The organism is Amycolatopsis nigrescens CSC17Ta-90 (genome assembly GCF_000384315.1).
Classification (GTDB): Bacteria; Actinomycetota; Actinomycetes; order Mycobacteriales; family Pseudonocardiaceae; genus Amycolatopsis; species Amycolatopsis nigrescens.
In genome coordinates this window covers 5,303,617-5,323,734 of the sequence record NZ_ARVW01000001.1, presented here as the reverse complement: position 1 = coordinate 5,323,734, position 20,118 = coordinate 5,303,617, and the positions used below count along the sequence as shown (strand labels likewise).

The following is a 20,118-nucleotide window of genomic DNA, read 5'->3' as shown; positions in this document are numbered from 1 at the left end:
AACACAAATCTCGCCGAATTCATAAAAGTGTGGATGAATTACCAACCAGGACACGCTCCGTAACATCTTTCGGAAAGCTTGCCTCGAACGTCCGATGAACGCTTCACCCGCTTACGGTGAGCCGGTCACTGGTGGCCGGATGTCCGCGTCCGACACGCTTCACGGCAGCCCGTGCGGGCGGGCTCGTCCGCACACGACCAGGCCGCCACCGGCCAGCCGGCCGCGAACTCGCCACCATGAATTTTTCACGTTCGCCGGCTCAGGAATTCACGACAGGTGATGAACGAAGCACTTAAGGAGATGCCAGGCGCGGCGCTAATGTGCGGTGAGAGGCAATTCGAACAGCGAAACCTCGCCGAGCGGGTCGATAGGACCCGGAGGGGAATCCACAATGGATGACGTCGTTCGCCGCGCCGTTGAACGGGCCATCGGCACCATGCGGGAGAAGCTCGGCGAGCAGCTCACCATCGACGACATGGCGCGCTCGGCGATGTTCAGCAAGTTCCATTTCTCCAGGGTTTTCCAGCAGGCCACCGGAGTTTCCCCCGGCCGGTTCCTGTCCGCGATGCGGCTGGCCGAGGCCAAACGGCTGCTGCTGACCACCTCGATCACCGTGGCCGACATCAGCCACCGGGTCGGCTACAACAGCGTGGGCACCTTCAGCGCCCGGTTCAGCCGCAGCGTCGGGGTCGCACCCATCGCATACCGCCAGCTCCGTGGCGTTCTGCCACGCATCCCCACCGGAGAGGTGCATCGCGGAGCCAGGTGCGCGCCCGTGCGCGGGCAGCTCCACGCCGCGCCGGGAACCGCCCCCGGAACCGTGTTCGTCGGCCTGTTCCCCGGCCGGATTCCGGAAGGGGCACCGGCGGGATACACGATTCTCGACGAACCGGGGCCTTATCTGCTGCAGAACGTGCCGCAGGGAATCTGGCACGTGGTGGCGCAGTGCCTTTTCCGGGACGAGCGCGATGGCACGACCTACACCGGTCACCACGGCCCGATCACGATCCAGCCGGACGTCACGAGAATCGCCGACGTGCGGTTGCGCCCTGCACGAACCTTCGATCCGCCGGTCCTGCTCGCCTTCCCCGCGCTGAATGCCCGGGCCGCCGTACCGGTCGCGGTCTGACCGGCCACCGCCGTCCAGCCGCCGTTTCGGAGCGGCGAGACAAGGGCCGGGTCAGCGGTGGTCGGCGAACCGGTCGATGTCTTCGCGGCGGAGCCAGCAGGCGGCCAGGTAGGCGGCGGACGCCGGGCCGGGGCCCGGCGCCGGGCCGTCCGAGTGCGTCAGCGACCGGATCGCGCGCTCCCAGGTCTGGCGGAGTGAGCCGGCGGCGTCGGGGGCGCCGAGGGTGCTGCGCAGGCAGCGCCACCGGGTGGCGCCCGCCTCGACCAGGCCCTCCTGGGTGAACTGGGTCAGCGCGCCGTGCCGGACCTGGTCCACCGCCAGTGCCACCAGCCCGGGATCGTCGGCGAGGGTCGCCAGGCCGAGGCCGGCGAGCAGCCGTTCGGCATCCAGCCCCAGCAGGATCACGCCCACCTCGGTCGACGCGGGGGCGTCCACGGCGGGCAGCGAGAACCGGGTGTCGTGCTCCCCGCTAGCCACGCGCGACCGCCAGCGCTTTCTCGCCGGCGACCGGCGCACCGCGGCGCAATCCCTCGGCCACCGCGGCGGCCACCCGCGCGGTGGCCACCCGGTGCCCGTCGATATTGCGGGCCGCGGGTCCCAGCACCATGGCCGCCGCCGCGCCGACCGCGAGCACGCGGGGTGCGCGCCGGAACGCGAGCGTGTCCCCGGCCAGCTCGGGCCAGCCGTCGCGGGTGCCGGCCACGGCATCCGGCAGCAGGTCACCACCGGTGGCCGGGGTGGTGCCGAGCGCGAGCACCACCCGCTCGCCCGTCACCAGGTCGCCGTCGGCCAGCCGGACGAAGGCCGTGCCGTCACCGGCGGCCGACACCGCCGCGACCGCTCGGCCACGGTGCACCACCAGCCCGCCGCCGGCCTCGGCACGCTCGAACAGCGGCCGGAACTCGAACATGATCGACGCCCGGCGGTACCGGCCCAACAGCTCCAGCCGGTCGGGCCAGTCCACCCGGTCGAAGCGGGCCCGACCCTCTGGCCGGAAGAAGGAGGAGTTGACGTCGGCGCACTGGTATCGCTCGGCGTCCCCGCGGATCACCCAGTGCACCTGGCGGCCCGCCGCGAGGGCGTTCGACACCAGATGCGCGGCGGTGAGCCCGGCGCCGACCACGACCAGCCGGTTCGCGTACTCCGGCACCGGCTCGTCCCAGTAGCTCACCCCGTCAGGCGGCGGACCCCCGCCCCACCAGGAGGACGGTGCCACCCGGCGCCGCTCGCCCGCGCAAAGCACGGCGAAGCGGGCCGTGACGGAAGAACGGTCGGTGCGCACGACAACGGTGTCCGGCTCCGGCAGCACCTCCTGCACGGTCGCGCGCCAGGTCCGCTCGCCGACGTGGTGGCTGGAGACGAGGTGGCGGCAGTACGCCTCGAAGACGTCGACCGGGACCACGGACCGGTGCCCGGCCTGAGCCATCCTGACCTCGCGACGCTCCACCTCGGTCAGCCGCGACCAGTGCAGCCTGGCGAAGTCGAGCAGCTCGCAGTCGCGGTAGCCCTCGACCCCGGGATGGTGCTCGTACGGCGAGCGCAGCACCCGCTGGCCGAGCAGGTCGATCCGGTCGAAGAAACGCTCGCAGGGGCGCTCGGCCGGATCCAGCAGCACGATGTCGTGCACGCCGTGGTGCCAGAGCGCGGAGGCCACCGCGAGCCCGGCGGGACCGGCACCGACGATCACCACGTCGGTGCCCTCCGGTGGTTCACCCGCGGGGCCGGCATGGCCGGTGGAGAGGCCTGGCCATGCGCGGCGGCGCGGTGAGTCCAGCAGGCCGGGGTCCGGCATGAAGGTGATCATCCACCCGCCGCCTCCCGGCCGGATCCCGCCGCCGTCATCCGATGACGGTGACCGGGACGATCAGCTCGATGACGGGCCGCTGCCGCATTCCGTCGCTGACCAGTTGTTCCAGCGTCTGCGCGGACTTCTCCGCGCTGTCGGTGGCGATCGGGCTGTACCGGGAATAGGAATAGGTGGGACGGCGGGCGCCGGTCTCCAAGGTGTACACCTTCAACACCGCTTCCCCTGGCCGGACCTCACCGTCGTAGAACGTGAGCCTGCGCTGATCCGGTGTCATGAAAGACTTGGCGAACTGGCGCGAAAGCACCAAGGTGTCCGCGTCGTTCACGAAGGTGGATTCCTCGTCCGTGACCACCTGCATCGCGACCCAGGTCCGGTCGGTCAGGTTGGTCTCCGACTTGATCACCTGCCAGCGGCCGGGTTCGGGCAGGTTGACGCAAACCGAAACGTCGTGATCGGTCGTGTCTATCGCACCGGATATCATCAGCACCCGGCGCCGAACATCGGCCACACCCGCCATTTGGATATCCCGCGCTCGCACGCGGGTGGAAACGTCTAAGCCAGAAAATTCTGGTGACGACATGAACCTGCCTCCTCGCAATATCCCGGCGAAGAATCTCCCAGGGACCAAGACTCACACACGGCCATGATCGTGTCAAGGTACCGGAGCACCGTTCAATTCGTGCGAAATTCATCCGGGCCGAGGCGTCAATAAAATTGCGGCAATACCGGTCGCCACTAGGCCATTCAGATGAAGGGTGCCCGCACCCGGCCGGACCAGTGGGAGCCACCGGTCCGGTCCGCCCGGCGGCGGCCGGAAGATCAAGTCTCGTCGCCGCTTTCCTCCGGGGCAAGGCCGGGGTCCCCCGCCTCGTACGGACCGATGTAGATGATTCCGAAGGAGTCGTAGCGGTGCAGGCGAATGCGGGCCGTCAGCCCCTCCTTGAGCAGCATGCAGAACTGCCGAGGTCGGCCGTCGTCGAGGACGTCGTAGACCATGAAGACGGATCCTTCGACCACCGAGAAAAGCGCCTGGTAAATCGCGTTGCGGTCCGCCTGGCAGGCGTGCACCGACCATTGTTCGAGCATCTTCAGCCCCGAAGTGAGCCGGAGGCTCGTAACCATCGGGTCGCCTCCCCTGGTCATTTCGCACGCACCGCCGTCGCTGCCCGAGTATGTCGGCTCACGCGACGGCCGGTCTTCTTCCAGCTTGCTACTCGCCCTGGTGGCGGCCGGTTTCCGCACTTTTCCGGCGGAATCTCCCGTCGCATCGGCGGCCGTTGATTACTGACGAATGCGCGGAAGGCACATGACGATCTACCCGAAAAGGCGTGCGCAACGCAGGAGTTGTTGCCGTACCGCCCGGTGCGGTGCCCTGGAAGGAGCACCAAGCGACCAGCCGGCCGCCGGTCGGCGCACATCCCACCCGGAGTGAAAGATGACCGAACTCCTTGACCCGTATGACCTTTTCGCGGACGACGAGCCGGAGCTCGAAGCAAGGCGGCAACGACGACGTGCCCAGCGGCGGGAGCAGGCCGCACTCCGTGACCCGAAGGGGGGCGCCCGTGATGACCCGTCCCACCAGGACAACCGGAAGAGCGCATGAGCACGTCCGCGCGCACGGCTGGAGCCCGCGATGAGCCTCGCGAGCAGGCAGAAGACCTGCGCGGCCTGTGGCAAACCGTTCCGCTGCGGGGACCGTACCGAGGTGGAGCCCTTCATCGACGGCGCGATCCGTTATCTGGCGGTACATCCAGGGCACAGCACCTATGCGGTCCTGCGAGAGCGAAGTGTTGAAGCCCGCCTCACCCAGGAGCAGCACGAAGCACCGCACATCGCCAACGCGGCCTGACGAGCCGGGAAGCACCGGGTGACACGAAGCACGCCTTCATGTCACCCGGTCACCGCGGCAGCCCGGATCCGCGCCAGCCGTCCGGCCCAGGGGGCGGCGGCTCCCCGTGCCGCCATGCCGGGTCGGCCCAGATCGATTCCCGCTCCGCTTCGGGCCGGGCGCCGGCGGCGAGCGCGGCGAAGACGGCGACCAACGCGGCGAGCTCCGCCTCGTCCGGGTCGCCCCGCACGATCCGCAGGAACGGGTTACCGCTCACCGAGGGACCTCCGCTCCGGTTCAGATCGGCTGGTTGCCGTGCTTGCGCCGCGGGCCGGCCTTTCTCTTGCCACGCAGCATTTCCAGCCCTCGCGCCACCGCGGAGCGGGTTTCCGCCGGGTCGATCACGTCGTCCACCAGGCCGCGCTCGGCGGCGTACTGGGCGTGCATGAACTCCTCCGCGTACTGCGAAACCAGTTGCCCCCGGAGTCGCCCCGGGTCGGCCGCGGCGGCGAGGTCCTTGCGGAACAGGACGTTGACCGCGCCTTCCGCGCCCATCACCGCGATCTCGTTGATCGGCCAGGCCAGCGACAGGTCGGTCCCGATCGACCTCGAGTCCATCACGATGTACGCGCCCCCGTATGCCTTGCGCAGGACGACCTGGATGCGCGGCACGGTGGCCTCGCAGTAGGCGTGCAGCAGCTGCGCACCGTGGCGGATGATGCCGGCGTGCTCCTGCTCCACCCCCGGCAGGAAACCGGGCACGTCGACCAGTGTCACCAGCGGGATGCCGAAGGCGTCGCAGAACCGCACGAACCGCGCCGCCTTTTGTGAAGCGGGCCCGTCCAGCACTCCGGCCTGCACCAGTGGCTGGTTGCCGACCACGCCGGCCACCTGCCCGTCGATCCGCGCCAGCGCGCAGATCACGTTCCGCGCCCAGCCCTCGTGCAGCTCGAAGAACTCGCCGTCATCGACCAGCTCGGCGAGCACGTCCCGCATGTCGTAGGGCTGGTTCGACTCGACCGGCACCAGCTCGGCGAACCGGTGCCGCCGGTCGGAACCCGCGGCGCGGGCCGCCGCGCGGGGCGGCAGGTCGAGATAGTTGGCCGGCAGCAAGGAGACGAGGTACCGCACGTCGGCGAGGCAGCTCTCTTCGTCGTCGTGCACCACGGTGGCCACCCCGGAGCGCGAGCCGTGCACGTCGGCACCGCCGAGCTCCTCGTGGCTGACCCGCTGCCCGGTCACCGCCTCCACCACGTCCGGGCCGGTCAGGTACATCCTGGCGGTGTCGCGGACCATGAAGGTGAAGTCGGCCAGTGCCGGGGAGTAGGCCGCCCCGCCGGCGCAGGGCCCGAGCACCACGCTGATCTGCGGGATCACCCCGGACGCGTCGACCTGGCGTCGGAAGATCCCGCCGTACCCGTGCAACGCCAGCACGCCCTCCTGGATCCTGGCGCCACCGCTGTCGTTCAGCCCGATCAGCGGCGCCCCGGTGGCCACCGCCAGGTCCATCACCTTGTGGATCTTCGTGGCGTGCGCCTCGCCGAGCGAGCCGCCGAAGAGGGTGAAGTCCTGCGCGTAGACGAACACCCGGCGGCCGTCGATGGTGCCGGACCCGGCGACCACCCCGTCGGTGTGCGGGCGGTCGCCGAGACCGAGACCGCTCGCCCGGTGCCGCCGGTACAGCTCCACCTCGATGAAGGACCCGGTGTCGAGCAGCAGGTCGAGCCGGTCCCGCGCGGTGCGCTTGCCGAGCGAGCGCTGCCGCCGGGCCGCCGCCTCGCGACCGGCCACGATCTGGGCGCGCAGTTGGTCCCGCTGGGCCCGCAGCGCGTGCATGGTGCGCAGCGGCCGCGCCCGCTCGCCCGTCCCCCTTGCCATCGGGATCACCTGCCCGTCACCGGGACGGCCGGCGCGGCGGTGCCATTCACCGGCTGCCCGACCACCCGCGGTTTCCGGCTCGCCGGACGCGGTCACGCCGCCTCCCTGCGCCGGTGGTCGCGGTCGATGTCCGCCACCACGTCGCTCCACCGCACCCCGACGGCGAGCCGGGGAGTGTCGTGGATCCGCGTGGTTTCGCCCGGCGGCACCGGCTCCGCCCCGCCCGCCGGCCGTGCGCCGGTGCAGCAGCACCGGGATCGTCGCCGCGCCTGGAGCCTCAGTGCTCCCGGGGCTCTCGGGGCTCTCGGGGCTGTTTGTGCTGTTTGTGCTGTCGGGCTCGTCGGTCATCATGGGTCGCTTCTCCACTCATCCAAGGCGCCGCCCCGCTTCACGCGGTCGCGCCGCGAACCTGGCTCGTCACCGGGTGGTAGCCGCCGCCGAAGAACACCAGTGCCTCCCGCCCGGTGCCGCGGCTCGCGGAGACCACCTCGCCGAGGAAGATCGAATGGTCACCGCCCTCGTAGACCTGCCTGAGCTCGCACTCCAGCCAGGCCAGCGCACCGGTCAGCAGCGGCGCCTCGGTGCACGGCCCCGCCGTCCAGTCCACGGAATCGAACTGCGCCAGCCCGCCCGGCCGCCGCCAGTCCGCGAAGTACCGCGCCAGCTCCCGCTGGTCGGCACCGAGCATGGACACCGCGAAGGACTTGGCCGACACGATCGACGCGTGCATCCGCGCCGCGCGCGACACGCAGCAGAGCACCATCGGCGGGTCGATCGACACCGAGCTGAACGCGTTCGCCGTCATTCCGTGCGCCGCGTCGCCCGCCGAGGTGAGCACGGTGACGCCGGTGGCGAACTGGGCCATCACCTCGCGCAGCCCCGGCTGCTCCGACGGCCGCTGCGACGGCCGGGGAAGCCGCTTCAGGACCGGATGCTCCGCGCGGGCCTCTGCCGCCCTCATGTCACTCTCCCTTGACATCGGCGGGCACCTGGCGCACGGGCGTGGCCCGGTCGCTGTAGGCGGACAGTGCGTCGGCCAGTTGCTGGGGCACCCGCGACGGCACCGTGGCCGTGTTCGGCCCGCGCATGCAGGCGATCCGCTGACGCCCGCGGGCCACCAGCCGCTCCCCTTCTTCGGCGAGGTGCACGTAGTCGAAGGTGAACTGGATCTGCGTCTGGGTCAGCTCCTCCAGCCGCATCCGGATGGACAGCTCGTCGAAGGCGGTGATCTCGGCGAAGAACTCGCAGTCCACCTTCAGCGTGAACAGCTTCAGGTCGGCCCGCACCTCCTCCAGTACCGCGGGCGCCTTCTCCTTGAGGAACATCTCCCGGCAGCGGCCCTGCCAGCGCAGGTAGTTCACGTAGTAGACGTTGCCGACCAGATTGGTCTCCTCGAACCCGACGGTATGGCGAATCTCGTAGTAGTTCGACATGTCACTCCTCCTCGTCTTGGAGCACCGCGAACACGATCGCGTCCGAGCGGTCGTTGACCGTGGTCGCCCAGGTGGCGATCCTGGCCGCGCCGTTGGACAGCAGCGCCCATCCGTCCGGATCGACCCGGCGGACGGTGAGGGACTGCGTCATCGCACCGGCCTTGCGCACGCACTCCAACGCGCTCCAAACCCTGGTGTTCGCCACCGTCACAGACTCACCGGTGTCCACCGCCAGCAGCCTGCCCACCGCGAGCAGTTCGGCGCCGAGCAGGCCGGCCCAGTCCTCCTCGGTGCGCTCCAGCGCGGTCTCCACGTCACAGGTCAGCCGCCCGGCGCCGGCAACCACCATGGTCAGCCGGGAGCTGTGCGACGCCGACACCTCCACTCCGTCCGCCTCCGGCCTACCGTCGGGCCGGTACCGGATCTCCAGCGGCCGGTGCACCGCCCGGCTCGCCGCCAGCGCGGTCTGCGCCCGGCGCTCGGCGATGGTCTCCACCCGGCCGTCGACCGGATCGGGTTCGACCACCACCGCCCGTTCGCCACCGAGCACCCGCTCCAGGGAGCGCTCCAGGTAGGAGCCCAGCATGGCGGGCACCCACGGGCCCGCACCCGCCCTGCTGCGCACCGCGCGCAGGCTCAGCCCTTCCCAGCGCTCCACCAGTTTCCCGGCCGGGTCGCGGACGTCCAGGTCGTACAGATAGCTGTCGCCGTCCTGCGCACGTTCGCGGGCGTCGAGCACCACGTAGTCGGTGAGCTGCTCGGCCGGCTCGGCGAGGTAGAGCCGCTCGATCCCCTGCGGCAGCAGGATCGCGTCCGGGATGCAGCACTGGATGGCGTGCATCATCGCGTCCCGGGTGCCGGGGTCGGCCAGCAGCTGCGACTGCGGCAGGAACGGAGCGAACCAGGAGAGCGTGGTCGCGGTGGCGATCTCGGCCACCGCGTGCCGCGCGCTCGCCCGCCGGTAGCCGGTCACCCGCTGGAACCGCTTGCCCTGGAACAGCACCTCGCCGTACAGCTCGGACACCGGGTCGACCCGCACCGCCGGCAGCGCGGAACCGTTCGCGGATTCCGCCTCGCCAGACTGTGTCGGCTGTGCCGGTAGTGCCGGTCTCGGGAAGCGCAGCCTGGCCCGGAAGTGGTCCGCGCTGAAGCCGGTCTCACCGCTGCGCAGCACCACGTCGGCCGTCTCGGCGTCCTGTGCCAGCGCGGCCAGCCGGATGGTGGTCGAGCCCTGCGGAGACACCACGATCGGGCGCAGGAACTCCACGTTCTCCAGCAGCGGGACCCCGGCGCGGTCCAGCACGGCCGACGCGACCTGGGTCATCGCCTCCATGCCGAGTACCGCGGGGAAGAGCAGGTCCCCGTCGAGCAGGTGGTCGGACAGGTACGGGTCGCTGCCCGCGGACAGGTCCGCCTCGGTAACCAGCTCGATGCCGGGGTAGTGCACCAGTTCCCGGTCGACGAACCGGTGCAGCGGCAGCTCGCGCCGCCGCACCGGCAGCGTCGCCAGTCCGGCCGTGCGGCCGCAGACCACCAGCACCGACGGGGCCTGCGGGTCGCCGAGCACGCGGCGCAGCACGGCGATGCCGTCCTCGGTGGGGATCGGGGTGATGCCGTCGCGCATCAACGCGCTGACCACCCCGAGTTTCTCGCCCATGCCGGTGCCGGACCAGACCGACCACTCCAGCGCTATCGCCCTCGCACCGGGATGTTCGCGGCCGAACCGCAGGGTCAGCTCGGTCATCCAGTCGTTGGCGGTGGCGTAGTGCGCCTCGCCGCGGAGGCCGGCCCTGCCGATGATGCTGCCGAAGGTCACCAGCAGCTTGAGCCGGTCCTTCTCGACCGCATCGAGCACCGCCCGCAGGCCGTCGATCTTGGGCGCGAGCGTCTTGCGGAAGGTGTCCTCGGTCAGCGAGAACAGGGCGGCCGGCTCGTTGCGGCCGGCCCCGTGCAGCACGGCGGTGACCGGCGCGAGCTCGGCCTCGATCCTGGACACCGCCGCCCGCACCTGCTCGGCCGAGGTGACGTCGGCGCGCTCATAGCGGTAGCGGATCCCCAGAGCGTCCATTCTGGACAGATTGCCGGCCAGTTCGGTGTCCTCCTCCGGCGCGCTGCGGCCGAGCAGGCCGAGGAACGCACCGGAGTCCTGCGCCAGCGCGATGGCGCTCTCGGCGGTGATGCCCTTGCCACCACCGGTCACCAGCAGCAGGTCGCCTTCGCCGAGCGGCGAGGGGCCGTTGGCCGTCGGGGCCGGCGGCAGCGAGCCGAGCAGCGGCACCGTGCGGGTTCCGTCCGCGGTGTAGCGGACCTCGCTGAAGTCACCGGTGGCGGCGACTTCCACGACCACGTCGGCCACCGCGCCGGCGATCGCGTCCGCAGACGACGGCGTCGGGTCGGCGAGGTCGACGATCGTGGTGCGGGCGGACGGGTCCTCCAGGCGCAGCGTCTTCGCCACGCCGGAAGCTCCGTATCCGTGCTGCACCACGACGAACCGCGTGCCGTTCGGCGCGGCGAGCACGGCGCGGCCCGCGTCGAGGAAGAGCCCGAGGTGGCTCTCGTCGGCGTCGGCGGGCAGGCAGAGCAGCACCCCGTCCCCGAGGCCGGCGCCGGCGAGCCCGGCGCGCAGCGGTTCGGCCAGCGGATGCCCGGCCGGGGCGTACACCGACCACGCGCTCGAACCGGCGGTGGCGCCGGTGTCGACCACCGGGCGCGGTGCCGGCACGTACTCCACCGCGAACGGCCGCACCCACGGCCCGACCCCCGGCACCTCGCCCTGGACGGTGGAGTCGCCGGGTTTCGCGGTCTGCGCCAGCTCGTCGATCATCTCCGCCAGTTCGCCGAGGCAGACCGTCGCGAAGTTCGGCATGCCCTCCAGCGGCGGATAGTCCAGCGCGCGGGTGACGTCGTTCACGAGCTGCCCCACGGTGATCGAGCTGAGGTGCAGGTCGTCCAGCGGATGCGTGTCCGCGGTGACGGTCTCCAGCGGGAGCTCCACCCGGTCGGCGGCCAGCTTGCACAGAAGGTCCAAAGTGGAGTTCCCGCCGCCGGACGGTTCCCCCGCCACCGCCGACTTGTCCGAAGTGGACGGACTGGCCGCCGCATCCGCCACCGGCGCCAGGCCGGCATCGAGGGCGGGGGCCTGCTCGCAGGGGCTGGCCAGGAAGGTCATCCGCCCGTCCAGCGGCACCGGCCGCAGCACCCGGTTCGCGAACAGGGCCGCGGTGTCCACCGGAGCGCCGAAGGCGAAGGCCGCACCGACCACCCGCAGCAGGGCGCCGAGCGAACCGGAGTCGGTGTCCACCGAGAGCACCGGGGTACCTGGCGCGATTTCTTCGAGCAGCCTGGCCAGTACCCGGCCGGGCCCGACCTCGATCACCAGGTCGCTGCGCTCGGCCACCTTGGCCGCCGCCTCGCGGAACCGCACCGGCAGCACCACCTGGTCGCGGAGCAGCTCCGGCAGGTTTTCCGCGGAGTACAGCACGTCCCCGGTGACCGTGGACACCACCGGCCGCTCCACCCTGGCGAAGTCGAACTCGGCGAGCTGCTCGGTCATCGCCGCCGCGGCGGGCTCCACCGCGGGGGAATGGAAGGCGTGCGAGACGTTGATCCTGGTCGCGGTGACGCCATGGGCGCGGGCCCGCTCGCACACCAGGTCCACCGCGGCCGCCGGGCCGGAGACCACGGTCTGCTCCGGGGCGTTGTACCCGGCGATGACCACCTCGGCGTCCCCGATCAGGTCTCCGGTCAGCCCCGGCTCGGCGGCGATCCCCGCCATCGCGCCGCCGCCGTCGCTGGCGGTGGCCATCACCGCGCCGCGGATCCGCGCCAGCCGCAGCACCTGCTGCTCGTCCATCGCGCCGCCCCAGTGCAGGGCGGTCAGCTCACCGAGGCTGTGCCCGGTCACCGTGCTCGCTTCGATGCCGAGCCGGCGCAGCACCCGCAGCGCGGCCAGCGAGCCGGTCACGATGCGCGGCTGCGCCACCTCGGTCGCCACCTGGTCGCCGTCCGAAGGCAGGCCGGCGAGCCGGAAGATCTCGTCGGCGACCGGGAACCGGCGGCGCAGCGCACCGACGGCTCCCCGGCCGGAACCCTGACCGGGGAACAGATACCCGATGTTCGGGCCGTGCGTCCGGTGGCAGGCGAATACTCCGTCGGCGGGAGCGAAGACGGTGCCGTCCCCGATCTCCAGCAGGGAGAGCAGCCGGCCCAGCTTGCGCTCGGCGTCCTCCGGGGTGCCGGCGACGACGGCGGCGCGCACCGGTTTCCCGGACAGCTCCGCGGCGCAGGCACCGGCCAGGTCGGTCAGCTCTGCCATGGAGAGCTTCGGCACCACCGCGAGCAGGCCGGTGATCCGCGCCCGCAACTGCCCGAAGTCCTCGGCGTCGAACAGCAGCACCTCGGCGTCCTGACGGCCGGCGACCAGCGCCGTGGTCCGTCCGTCTAGCTTGCTCCGCCGGCCGGCTCCTGGCCCTTCGGCCAGTGCCACGTGCGAGTTGATCCCCCCGAAGCCCATCGCGGACACACCTGCCCGGATCTCCAGGTCCGCTGGCCATGGGCCGGCCTCCACCGGTACCCGCATCGCCGCCGCTTCCCCGGTGAGCAGCGGATGCGGGTTGAGCTGTCCGGTACCCGGCGGGATCACCTGGTGGTACACGGCGAGGGCGGCCTTGATCAGCCCGGCGACCCCGGCTGCTGCCTTGGTGTGGCCGAAGTTCCCCTTGATGGTGCCCAGTGCCGCCGGTGCGGCCAGCGGGTCGGCGGCGCGCCGGGCGCTGGACAGCGCCTCGATCTCGGTGGCGTCGCCGAGGGCGGTGCCGGTGCCGTGCCCCTCGAAGTAGGAAACCGTCTCGACGCCGTATCCGGCGCGTTCGTAGGCGCGGTGCAGCGCGAGCCGGTGCCCCGCCGCCTCCGGCCGGGTGATCCCGCCCTTGCCGTCGGAGGACACCCCCCAGCCGCTGATCGAGGCGTAGATCCTGGCGTCCCGTGCGAGTGCGTCCCGCTCGCGCATCAGCACCAGCATGCCGGAGCCCTCGCCGGGCCAGAAACCGTTGGAGTCCTTGTCGTAGACCTTCATCTCGCCGGTGGCCAGTGCGCCGGTCTTGGCGAACCCGATCACCTCGAACGGGTCGATCGACAGGTCCACCCCGCCTGCCACGGCCACGTCGAGGTCGCCGGCGGCCAGCGCGTTGGCGGCGGTGACCACCGACAGCAGCGAAGACGAGCAGGCGCCGTCCACGGTGAACCCGCCGCCGGCCAGGTCGAAGTGGTTGCAGACGCGGCCGGCGATGGTGTTGGCCAGCCCGCCGGCGAGCGAGTCCTCGTCGATCTCCGGGAAGGGCGCCTTGTACTGCGTTTCGAGATCGCGCAGGAAATTCGCGGTGTCCTCCTCGGCCCAGCCGCGCTCCACGAGTGCGGCGGCCACCGTCCGGCGGACGTAGGGCCAGCGCAGCCGCATGATGCCGGCGCGGGAGAACTCACCGGTGAGGCTGTTGCCGATGACGACACCGGTGGTGCTCCGCGGAAGTCCCGCACCGTCGGGGAAGCCGGCGTCGGCCAGCGCCTGTGCGGCCACGTCGAGGGCGAGCCAGTGGGTCAGGTCGGTCGCCCGGTAGGTGCTGCCGGCAACCTTGTACTTGATCCGGTCGAACTCGTAATCCCGGAGCACGGCCGCCTTGGTGGCGTAGAAACGGTCCGGTGCCTTGGGATCCGCCGACCAGTAGTCGTCGTGGTTCATCCGCTCGTCGGGCAGCCGCCGGAAGGCACGGCGACCGGCCAGCACGTTTTCCCAAAGCTCGTCCGGCGAGCCGGCGTCCGGGTATTTTAGACCGATACCGACAATCGAAATCCGCTCAACGCTCATTCCACCGCACTCCCAAGATCTGGCCGAACTCCGATGTCTCGAAGAAGTTCGCCGAGAATTCCGTATGCGGAGCGTCACCGATGCGCTGACCTGCTGCGGACGCTCTCGCGGTAATTTCAAGCATGGCCCGCTGCCGTGGCGGCGGTCTTCTCACATCGTGCGTGCCGGTCATCGCGATAATGCGCAGCTTCGCGCACCGGCCGGTGTTCGGTGTTTTCAACGCGCTGGGTCTCCGGCCGCCCCGCTGTGCGCGGCCGCGGCCAACTTCGCGCCGAAGGTCCTGGCCGCGGCCAGGCTCGCCCACCCGGTCAGCTCGACGAGCCCGCGATCGTCCGGTCGTCTTCGCCGGAACTCCGCCACCAGCGCCGAGTCCACTTGGGACGAAGAGAACGCGGTCAGCAGGGCGAGCCTTGCCACCGGCCGGTCCGCCGCCACCAGCGGGGTGACCGCCGCTTCCAGCCAGGCCCGGCTCAGCCCGGGCGGCCGCCCGTCCCAGCACGCCAGCTCACCGAGCACGAGCTCGCGCACCGCCGGCGAAACCACGCCGGTGGCGGCCCCGTCCACCGCCGCGCAGGCGCGGGCGAACGCGCCGGCGACGGTCTCGCTGCCCCGTGCCCAGGCGAGGTCGCCCGGCACCGGCGCCGCCGGCAGCAGCGTCAGCGACTCGCCGGGCGTCGCGGTGCCGGGCGGCATGAGGAACCGGCCGAGCACCCCGCGCACGGTGGCCCGCGCGGAACCGGGCACCGCCGCTGGCAGCGGGGACGGCCCGAGGAAGACGTTGACCATGCGGTTGAGGTAGTGGAACACGACCGCGACCGCGACCAGCTCGGGGATCGCCGCTTCCTCGGTGGTCATCGCGGTGCCGTCCCGCGCCCACGAGGCCAGCTCGCGGGTCGCCGGGTCCTCGATCCCGGCGAACCGGCCGCCGCTGATCGCGCCGGCGTCGCCGGGCCGGCCGAGCGCGGCCAGCGCCATGCCGTGCACCTCGACGCAGTACGGGCAGGTGTTGGCCCGCGACACCGCGGATGCCACCACCTCCTTGTCCGCCCTGCTCGTCACCCCGGAGGCCACCAGCGACTCCCGCAGCATGAGCCAGCTCGCGGCCAGCACCGCCGGTGCCGGCGAGTGCAGGGCCACCGGGGGCGCGAGCAGGCCGAAGTCGCGCTCGAGCTGGGTGTAGACCGCGCCGACCGTGCCGGTGGCCCGGCGGGGCGGAACGGCACGGACATACCGGATGTCGCGCAACGACCTGCGCAGCGCGAGCCGGACCGGCGTTGGCGTCATGCGAGCCTCCTCAGAATCTTGCGGGACACCCGCACCCGATCGATGGGGGCATGCGCAAAAAGCCTCGCATGCCCCATCTCAGCGTTCCGCGGCCACGCTCAACGGCAGCGTGGCGGTGTTCCCGCCGGGAGTACCGGGCAGGGTGCCGTCGTAGGTGACCCGGACGCCGCGTTCCTGTGCGGCACGCACGATGCCGGGCACCGCGCGCTCGGCCAGCGCGGCGATCGTCATGGCCGGGTTCACCGTCAGCGCGGAGGGCACCGCCGAACCGTCGGTGACGAAGATGCCGGGATGGCCGCGCAGCTCGTGGTTGGGATGCAGGGCCGAGGTCGCCGGGTCGTCACCGATCCGGCAGGACGCCAGCGGGTGCACGGTGTACGCGCCGACCACGTCGTTTGTCCACGGCGCGATCGTGGCGAGGCCGTCCTGCTCCATGATCCTCTTGCACTCCGCGTCGGCCAGCGCCCAGCCGTGCCTGGTGTTCTCGGTCGGGTCGTAGCGCAGCGGGCCGCGGCCGAGCATCTGCTGCGAGATGCGGTAGGCGTTGCCGGTGGGCGGCGGGGTGCCGAACACGCCTTCGTTGTCGTCCTCGGTCATCAGGAAGATGGTCAGCCACGACCGCCACTGCTCGATCATCTCCCGCTTCCGCACGCCGAACCACGCCGGCGCGTCCGCCCCGGGGACCTGCGCGAGGATGGTGCCGAGTCCGGGCGGGAAGTACAGCTGCTCCAACGAAAAGCGGTCGTACTCGGGCAGCGCGCCGTCCAGGAAGTCCCAGCAGGCCACGGTCGGGCCCTTGCCGATCTGGTTGGCCTGGTAGCCGATCCCATCCGCGCGGCTGAGGCCGAGCACGTCCTTTACCTTGTCCTCGTTGAGCACCGCGGTGTTGAGCCGTTCGCCGTTGCCGGAGAAGTACCGGCCCACCGCGTGCGGCAGATCGCCGAGGGTGGCCTTGGAGCGCTGGAGGATCACCGGCGTGGCACCCGCACCGGCGGCCAGCACGACGATCTTCGCGTCGATGGTGCCGCCGCCGGTGTGCACCCGGTAGTCCTCGTCGTCGATCACGTTGTAGTGCACCCGGTAGCCGCCGTCCTCGGTGCGCTCCAGCTGCTGCACCTCGTGCAGGGGGCGGATCTCGGCACCGTGCGCCAGCGCCCCCGGCAGGTAGTTGGTCAGCAGCGACCGCTTCGCGTCGAACCGGCAGCCCGCCATCATCCAGTTGCAGTTGGTGCACAGCTTGTTGTCCACCGCGACCGGTGCCGGGTTCGCGGTGTGCCCGGCACGGTGGCACGCGGCCGCCCACAGCCCGCCGGCGTAGGACACGTCGTCCCAGTCCTGCTGCGCCACCGGGAGCGCTTCGGCTACCCGGTCGTACCAGGGATCGAGGCTGTCGCGGTCGATCTCGGCCGGCCACATCCGGTGCCCGACGCTGCCGTGGCGGTCGAAGACGAACCGCGGCGCGCGGGGCATCGCGGCGAAGTACACCACGCTGCCGCCGCCGACGCAGTTTCCGCCGAGCACGCTCATCCCGTCACCGATGACGAAGTCGAACGCCCGCGTGTAGGACGAGCCGAGCAGGAAGTCGTGCTCGAAGTCCTTGCCCTCCAGCCAAGGCCCGCGTTCGAGCACGGTCACCTTCGCGCCACCGGCGGCGAGGTGGTAGGCGGTGATCGCGCCACCGAACCCGCTGCCGACGACGAGTACATCGGTGCGCTCAACCTCGGTACGGTCCACACTGTCGGTCATGCCGGGCTCCCTGAAGGCGTCGTGTCCGGGTGAACGTCCGCCAGCACGCGGCGGTAGGAGTAGTCCGGGAAGCGCCACAGCCCATCGGCGTCCGGCGCCCGCCAGCCCATCGCCAGCAACCCGGGATGGCCGGCGGCGATCGCGTCGGCGGTGTGCAGATGCGCCGCGCTGTCGAAGGCCATGTTGCAGAACAGCGCCAGGCCCACCCAGCCGTCCTTCTCCGGATGCCCCGGAGTGGTCAGCCGCCCCACCAGCGCGGTGCGGTGCTCGAACGCCAGCGCCACGAACGGGGGCACCGCGTCGTCCAGTTCCAGGCCGAGCTCGCCGGCGTAGGCCCTGGCGTGCTCGTCGAGCGACTGGGCCAGGTACGGCAACCCGGCGGTGACCCCGGTCGCCGGGGTGTGCAGCAGGTCGAGCGCGCCCGCGACGACCGCGCCGGGGCCCGCCGCGGCACCGGCGATCGCGCGATCACCCTGCCACCGCTTCTCGCCGGGAATGATGGTGTCCGCGAAGGCTTCCAGCGTGCTGGTCAGGTCCTGCTCTTCGGCTGGGGTGGTCACGGGCTCTCCTCCTTTCAGGGGCGGGGCGCGACCCCGCGGGGATCAGATGGCTGGGTTCCGCGCTTTGCGCACGTGCATCGGCAGCCCGCCGCGCACCCGGAGGGAGAGCATCGCCTCGGGCACCACCGGGTAGCCGGGCGGCTTGGCCAGCACGAGGTCGCGGGAGATCATCGCGATCACGAAGGCGGCCTCCATCATGCCGAGGCTGTTGCCGATGCAGAACCGTGGACCGGCCCCGAACGGGATGTAGGCGTAGCGCGGCCTGCCCGCGGCGCGGTCCTGGCCGAACCGCTCGGGGTCGAATCGCTCCGGCTCCGGCCAGAACTCCGGATGCCGGTGCAGGGTGTAGGGCACGACCACGACGTCGGAGCCCGCCGGGATGCGATGCCCGGCGATCTCGTCCTCCTCGGTGGCCACCCGCGGCAGCAGCCACACCGGCGGGTACAGCCGCATCACCTCTTCCACCACCATCGCGGTGTACTTCAGCCGGTGCAGGTCCTCGAAGACCGGCAACCGGTCACCGAGCACCTCGACCGCCTCCGCGTGCAACCGCGCACGCACCGCGGGATGCTCGTCGATCAGGTGGAAGGCCCAGCCCAGCGTGCTCGCCGTCGTCTCGTGCCCGGCGAGCAGCAGCGTGATCAGCTCGTCGCGGATGCGGCGGCGGCCCACCGCCGGATCGGGCTCCCGCCCTGCCGACGCGATCAGCCGGGACAGCACGTCGTCGCCGCCCTCGACCGGGTTCGCCCTGCGCGACGCGACCAGTTCGTCGGCCACCCGGCGCAGGTCGTCCCGCGACTCCCGGAACCGCAGCTGCTTTGGCAGCGGCAGCCAGGACGGCACCATGCCCAGCGTGACGGCCTCGAACATGGCCTGGTCCTGCACGCCCTCGAACGAGTGGCCCAGCGACTCGTAACCGCCGAGTTCGGCGTCGAGCAGGGTCTTGCCGAGCACGCCGAGGGTGAGCCCGGTCATCTCGTGCAAGATCTCCACCGGCCCGCCGCCCTCGCGGGCCGCCAGCCGCCGCACCAGACCGTCCACTTCGGACGCCACCAGGCCGGCCTGCTTCGCGATCCGCTTGTGCCCGAACGCCGGCTGCATCGCCCTGCGCTGCTCGCGCCAGGTCTCGCCGTCGCTGGTGAGCAGCCCGTCGCCGAGTGCCTTTCGCGCCTCCTTGAGGCCAATTCCCTTGTGGTAGTTGGAGCTGTTGTCCGCGAGTACGTGCTTGGCGTGATCCGGGTGGTTCACCAGGTACAGCGACTTCGGGCCGATGGCGATGCGGACCACGTCGCCGTAGACCGCGGCGTCCGACATCAGCGCGAGCCGATCGGCGAACAACTTCCGCAACAGCCCGAAGGTCGCCCGGCGCGGGGGCCCGGGTGGCGCGGTGCGCGCCACCCGGCTTGCCACTCGCGTTCTCATGCTGACCCCTCCGCGGGTCTGCGCGCAACCGCGATCGTGTCGACAGGGCGCGACACCCGAGTGTTTCCACCTTTGGGCAGCCGGGCGCCCCGCCGCCCCGATAGCGGGGCCTGTCGGCCAAAGTGCGCGCTCAGGTCAACCTGGGAGCCGCGGCTTGCCACTCGCGTTCTCATGCCGCCACGGCCCCAGATCCGGATTCAGACTTGCCGGCGACGGCCGGTGCCGGCAACGGTGTCGCCTGGACCAGCTGCCCCTGCTGCGCCTCGAACTGCAGCCGCGACTTGTTCACGAAATGCAGCGACCACAGGAAAAGACCGCGGACCAGGCATACCGCCGCGGTGGCGAAGAACAGGCCGTATGCGATGTGCGCGATCATGAAGAAGCCGTAGAACAACGCCACACCGGCACCGAAGGCCACCTGCGAGGCCGGTTTGGACGGGGTGGTGCCCGGGTCGGTGACCATGTAGTTCGTGTACAGCACGAACGCCACACCGGTCATCATGCCCAGTGCCGCCGGGATCGAGGTGTCGAAGATCAGTCCCCGGAGCACCGCCTGCAGCACGAACGTGATCAGCCAGGCGCCGATCAACCACATCCGGTTGGTCAGCATGGCGTTGAGCACGGTGCCGGAGATCAGGATGATCGCCACGATGATCCAGCTGATGGTGTTGTTCACGTTCTCCGTGAAGTGGTACGGCGGCGAGATGCTGGCCCACGGGAACAGCAGCAGGATCACCACGATGCCGAAGTTCGACGGGTTCATGTAGTGCCGCAGCCTGCCCCGCACCGGTGCCCGGAGCACCCACTTGGCGCTGACCGCGACGACCACCCCGAACATCATCACCAGGTAGTGCGTGTTGACATAGGTCAGCATGTTCAGCGCCAGCGCGGTGATGTGCGCCGGGAACAGGAATTCGATCATGCCCTTGGCACCGCCGCCGGCGAAGCGCGGCGGGCGTTTCTCGGCCCTGGCGCCGATCAGCTCCAGGCCGATCTCCGTGGCGTAGGCCGTGGCCAGTGCGATGAAGGGCCATGACCACGGCTGCTCGAACCCGAGCACCGCGTAACCCAGAATGTTGAAGATGGTGATCGAAATGGCGAACCTGCGCAGCGCGATGATCACCTTCGGATCGTGCCGCGGGGGGTTGCCTGCTTTTTGCTCGGCCATGTT

At 71.0% G+C, this 20,118-nt stretch carries 18 protein-coding genes; 3 read left to right on the top strand and 15 right to left on the bottom strand.

Annotated features, from left to right (window positions below; genetic code table 11):
* Window positions 1-391: 391 nt before the first annotated feature.
* A complete protein-coding gene (locus AMYNI_RS0125275; protein ID WP_020670860.1) occupies window positions 392-1,129 on the top strand; it encodes a helix-turn-helix domain-containing protein in 738 nt (245 codons plus the stop codon).
* Window positions 1,130-1,180: 51 nt separating this feature from the next.
* Here AMYNI_RS0125275 and AMYNI_RS0125270 read toward each other — a convergent pair whose 3' ends face one another.
* From AMYNI_RS0125270 to AMYNI_RS0125255, 4 genes are all read right to left on the bottom strand, one after another.
* Window positions 1,181-1,606, bottom strand: coding sequence for a DUF6187 family protein (locus AMYNI_RS0125270; protein WP_020670859.1), 426 nt, complete (start codon window positions 1,604-1,606; stop codon window positions 1,181-1,183).
* A complete protein-coding gene (locus AMYNI_RS0125265; protein WP_020670858.1) occupies window positions 1,599-2,933 on the bottom strand; it encodes an FAD-dependent oxidoreductase in 1,335 nt (444 codons plus the stop codon). The genes AMYNI_RS0125270 and AMYNI_RS0125265 overlap by 8 nt, the downstream gene beginning before the upstream one ends.
* A 34-nt stretch (window positions 2,934-2,967) precedes the next feature.
* On the bottom strand, window positions 2,968-3,453 hold the full coding sequence (locus AMYNI_RS0125260; RefSeq protein ID WP_020670857.1) for a DUF6423 family protein: 486 nt from the start codon (window positions 3,451-3,453) through the stop codon (window positions 2,968-2,970).
* Between the two features lie 302 nt (window positions 3,454-3,755).
* The gene (locus AMYNI_RS0125255; protein ID WP_245573991.1) at window positions 3,756-4,079 is read right to left on the bottom strand and encodes a DUF6235 family protein; all 324 of its coding nucleotides are present in this window, start codon (window positions 4,077-4,079) and stop codon (window positions 3,756-3,758) included.
* Window positions 4,080-4,371: 292 nt separating this feature from the next.
* Here AMYNI_RS0125255 and AMYNI_RS49235 point away from each other — a divergent pair, with 292 nt between their 5' ends.
* Both AMYNI_RS49235 and AMYNI_RS0125250 read left to right on the top strand, forming a co-directional pair.
* Window positions 4,372-4,539 (top strand): hypothetical protein, encoded by a 168-nt coding sequence (locus AMYNI_RS49235; protein WP_157357479.1) that lies wholly within the window; start codon window positions 4,372-4,374, stop codon window positions 4,537-4,539.
* A gap of 30 nt (window positions 4,540-4,569) precedes the next feature.
* The gene (locus tag AMYNI_RS0125250; RefSeq protein WP_020670855.1) at window positions 4,570-4,785 is read left to right on the top strand and encodes a hypothetical protein; all 216 of its coding nucleotides are present in this window, start codon (window positions 4,570-4,572) and stop codon (window positions 4,783-4,785) included.
* A 49-nt stretch (window positions 4,786-4,834) separates the two neighbouring features.
* Here the strand turns inward: AMYNI_RS0125250 and AMYNI_RS0125245 are convergent, their stop codons facing one another.
* The 11 genes from AMYNI_RS0125245 to AMYNI_RS0125195 form a co-directional block, all read right to left on the bottom strand.
* Window positions 4,835-5,041 carry an acyl-CoA carboxylase epsilon subunit gene (locus AMYNI_RS0125245; protein WP_020670854.1) on the bottom strand — a complete coding sequence of 69 codons (207 nt, stop codon included), beginning with the start codon at window positions 5,039-5,041 and terminating at the stop codon, window positions 4,835-4,837.
* A gap of 20 nt (window positions 5,042-5,061) precedes the next feature.
* On the bottom strand, window positions 5,062-6,642 hold the full coding sequence (locus AMYNI_RS0125240) for an acyl-CoA carboxylase subunit beta (protein WP_084628706.1): 1,581 nt from the start codon (window positions 6,640-6,642) through the stop codon (window positions 5,062-5,064).
* A 92-nt stretch (window positions 6,643-6,734) separates the two neighbouring features.
* Window positions 6,735-6,851 carry a DUF6222 family protein gene (locus AMYNI_RS50230; RefSeq protein ID WP_020670852.1) on the bottom strand — a complete coding sequence of 39 codons (117 nt, stop codon included), beginning with the start codon at window positions 6,849-6,851 and terminating at the stop codon, window positions 6,735-6,737.
* Between the two features lie 179 nt (window positions 6,852-7,030).
* The gene (locus AMYNI_RS0125230) at window positions 7,031-7,603 is read right to left on the bottom strand and encodes a flavin reductase family protein (RefSeq protein ID WP_020670851.1); all 573 of its coding nucleotides are present in this window, start codon (window positions 7,601-7,603) and stop codon (window positions 7,031-7,033) included.
* A 1-nt stretch (window position 7,604) separates the two neighbouring features.
* Window positions 7,605-8,075, bottom strand: a complete 471-nt coding sequence (locus AMYNI_RS0125225; RefSeq protein ID WP_020670850.1) for an acyl-CoA thioesterase — start codon at window positions 8,073-8,075, stop codon at window positions 7,605-7,607.
* A 1-nt stretch (window position 8,076) separates the two neighbouring features.
* Window positions 8,077-13,935 (bottom strand): type I polyketide synthase, encoded by a 5,859-nt coding sequence (locus tag AMYNI_RS0125220; protein ID WP_020670849.1) that lies wholly within the window; start codon window positions 13,933-13,935, stop codon window positions 8,077-8,079.
* A gap of 216 nt (window positions 13,936-14,151) precedes the next feature.
* Window positions 14,152-15,219 carry a carboxymuconolactone decarboxylase family protein gene (locus tag AMYNI_RS0125215; RefSeq protein WP_020670848.1) on the bottom strand — a complete coding sequence of 356 codons (1,068 nt, stop codon included), beginning with the start codon at window positions 15,217-15,219 and terminating at the stop codon, window positions 14,152-14,154.
* 78 nt (window positions 15,220-15,297) lie between these two features.
* Complete coding sequence (locus AMYNI_RS0125210) at window positions 15,298-16,965, bottom strand: FAD-dependent oxidoreductase (protein WP_020670847.1); 1,668 nt, start codon at window positions 16,963-16,965, stop codon at window positions 15,298-15,300.
* A complete protein-coding gene (locus tag AMYNI_RS0125205; protein WP_020670846.1) occupies window positions 16,962-17,525 on the bottom strand; it encodes a DUF5987 family protein in 564 nt (187 codons plus the stop codon). The genes AMYNI_RS0125210 and AMYNI_RS0125205 overlap by 4 nt, the downstream gene beginning before the upstream one ends.
* Window positions 17,526-17,567: 42 nt before the next feature.
* A complete protein-coding gene (locus AMYNI_RS0125200; RefSeq protein ID WP_040405951.1) occupies window positions 17,568-18,947 on the bottom strand; it encodes a cytochrome P450 in 1,380 nt (459 codons plus the stop codon).
* A 169-nt stretch (window positions 18,948-19,116) separates the two neighbouring features.
* Complete coding sequence (locus tag AMYNI_RS0125195; RefSeq protein ID WP_040407296.1) at window positions 19,117-20,115, bottom strand: enediyne biosynthesis protein; 999 nt, start codon at window positions 20,113-20,115, stop codon at window positions 19,117-19,119.
* Window positions 20,116-20,118 lie beyond the last annotated feature (3 nt).

What these genes read in the sequence shown, in the direction of transcription:
- AMYNI_RS0125275 (WP_020670860.1), top strand. Translation starts at nt 392, where the DNA reads ATGGATGACGTCGTTCGCCGCGCCGTTGAACGGGCCATCGGCACCATG.
- AMYNI_RS0125265 (WP_020670858.1), bottom strand. Translation starts at nt 2,933, where the DNA reads ATGATCACCTTCATGCCGGACCCCGGCCTGCTGGACTCACCGCGCCGC.
- AMYNI_RS0125260 (WP_020670857.1), bottom strand. Translation starts at nt 3,453, where the DNA reads ATGGCGGGTGTGGCCGATGTTCGGCGCCGGGTGCTGATGATATCCGGT.
- AMYNI_RS0125255 (WP_245573991.1), bottom strand. Translation starts at nt 4,079, where the DNA reads ATGACCAGGGGAGGCGACCCGATGGTTACGAGCCTCCGGCTCACTTCG.
- AMYNI_RS49235 (WP_157357479.1), top strand. Translation starts at nt 4,372, where the DNA reads ATGACCGAACTCCTTGACCCGTATGACCTTTTCGCGGACGACGAGCCG.
- AMYNI_RS0125250 (WP_020670855.1), top strand. Translation starts at nt 4,570, where the DNA reads ATGAGCCTCGCGAGCAGGCAGAAGACCTGCGCGGCCTGTGGCAAACCG.
- AMYNI_RS0125240 (WP_084628706.1), bottom strand. Translation starts at nt 6,642, where the DNA reads ATGGCAAGGGGGACGGGCGAGCGGGCGCGGCCGCTGCGCACCATGCAC.
- AMYNI_RS0125230 (WP_020670851.1), bottom strand. Translation starts at nt 7,603, where the DNA reads ATGAGGGCGGCAGAGGCCCGCGCGGAGCATCCGGTCCTGAAGCGGCTT.
- AMYNI_RS0125225 (WP_020670850.1), bottom strand. Translation starts at nt 8,075, where the DNA reads ATGTCGAACTACTACGAGATTCGCCATACCGTCGGGTTCGAGGAGACC.
- AMYNI_RS0125220 (WP_020670849.1), bottom strand. Translation starts at nt 13,935, where the DNA reads ATGAGCGTTGAGCGGATTTCGATTGTCGGTATCGGTCTAAAATACCCG.
- AMYNI_RS0125215 (WP_020670848.1), bottom strand. Translation starts at nt 15,219, where the DNA reads ATGACGCCAACGCCGGTCCGGCTCGCGCTGCGCAGGTCGTTGCGCGAC.
- AMYNI_RS0125210 (WP_020670847.1), bottom strand. Translation starts at nt 16,965, where the DNA reads ATGACCGACAGTGTGGACCGTACCGAGGTTGAGCGCACCGATGTACTC.
- AMYNI_RS0125200 (WP_040405951.1), bottom strand. Translation starts at nt 18,947, where the DNA reads ATGAGAACGCGAGTGGCAAGCCGGGTGGCGCGCACCGCGCCACCCGGG.
- AMYNI_RS0125195 (WP_040407296.1), bottom strand. Translation starts at nt 20,115, where the DNA reads ATGGCCGAGCAAAAAGCAGGCAACCCCCCGCGGCACGATCCGAAGGTG.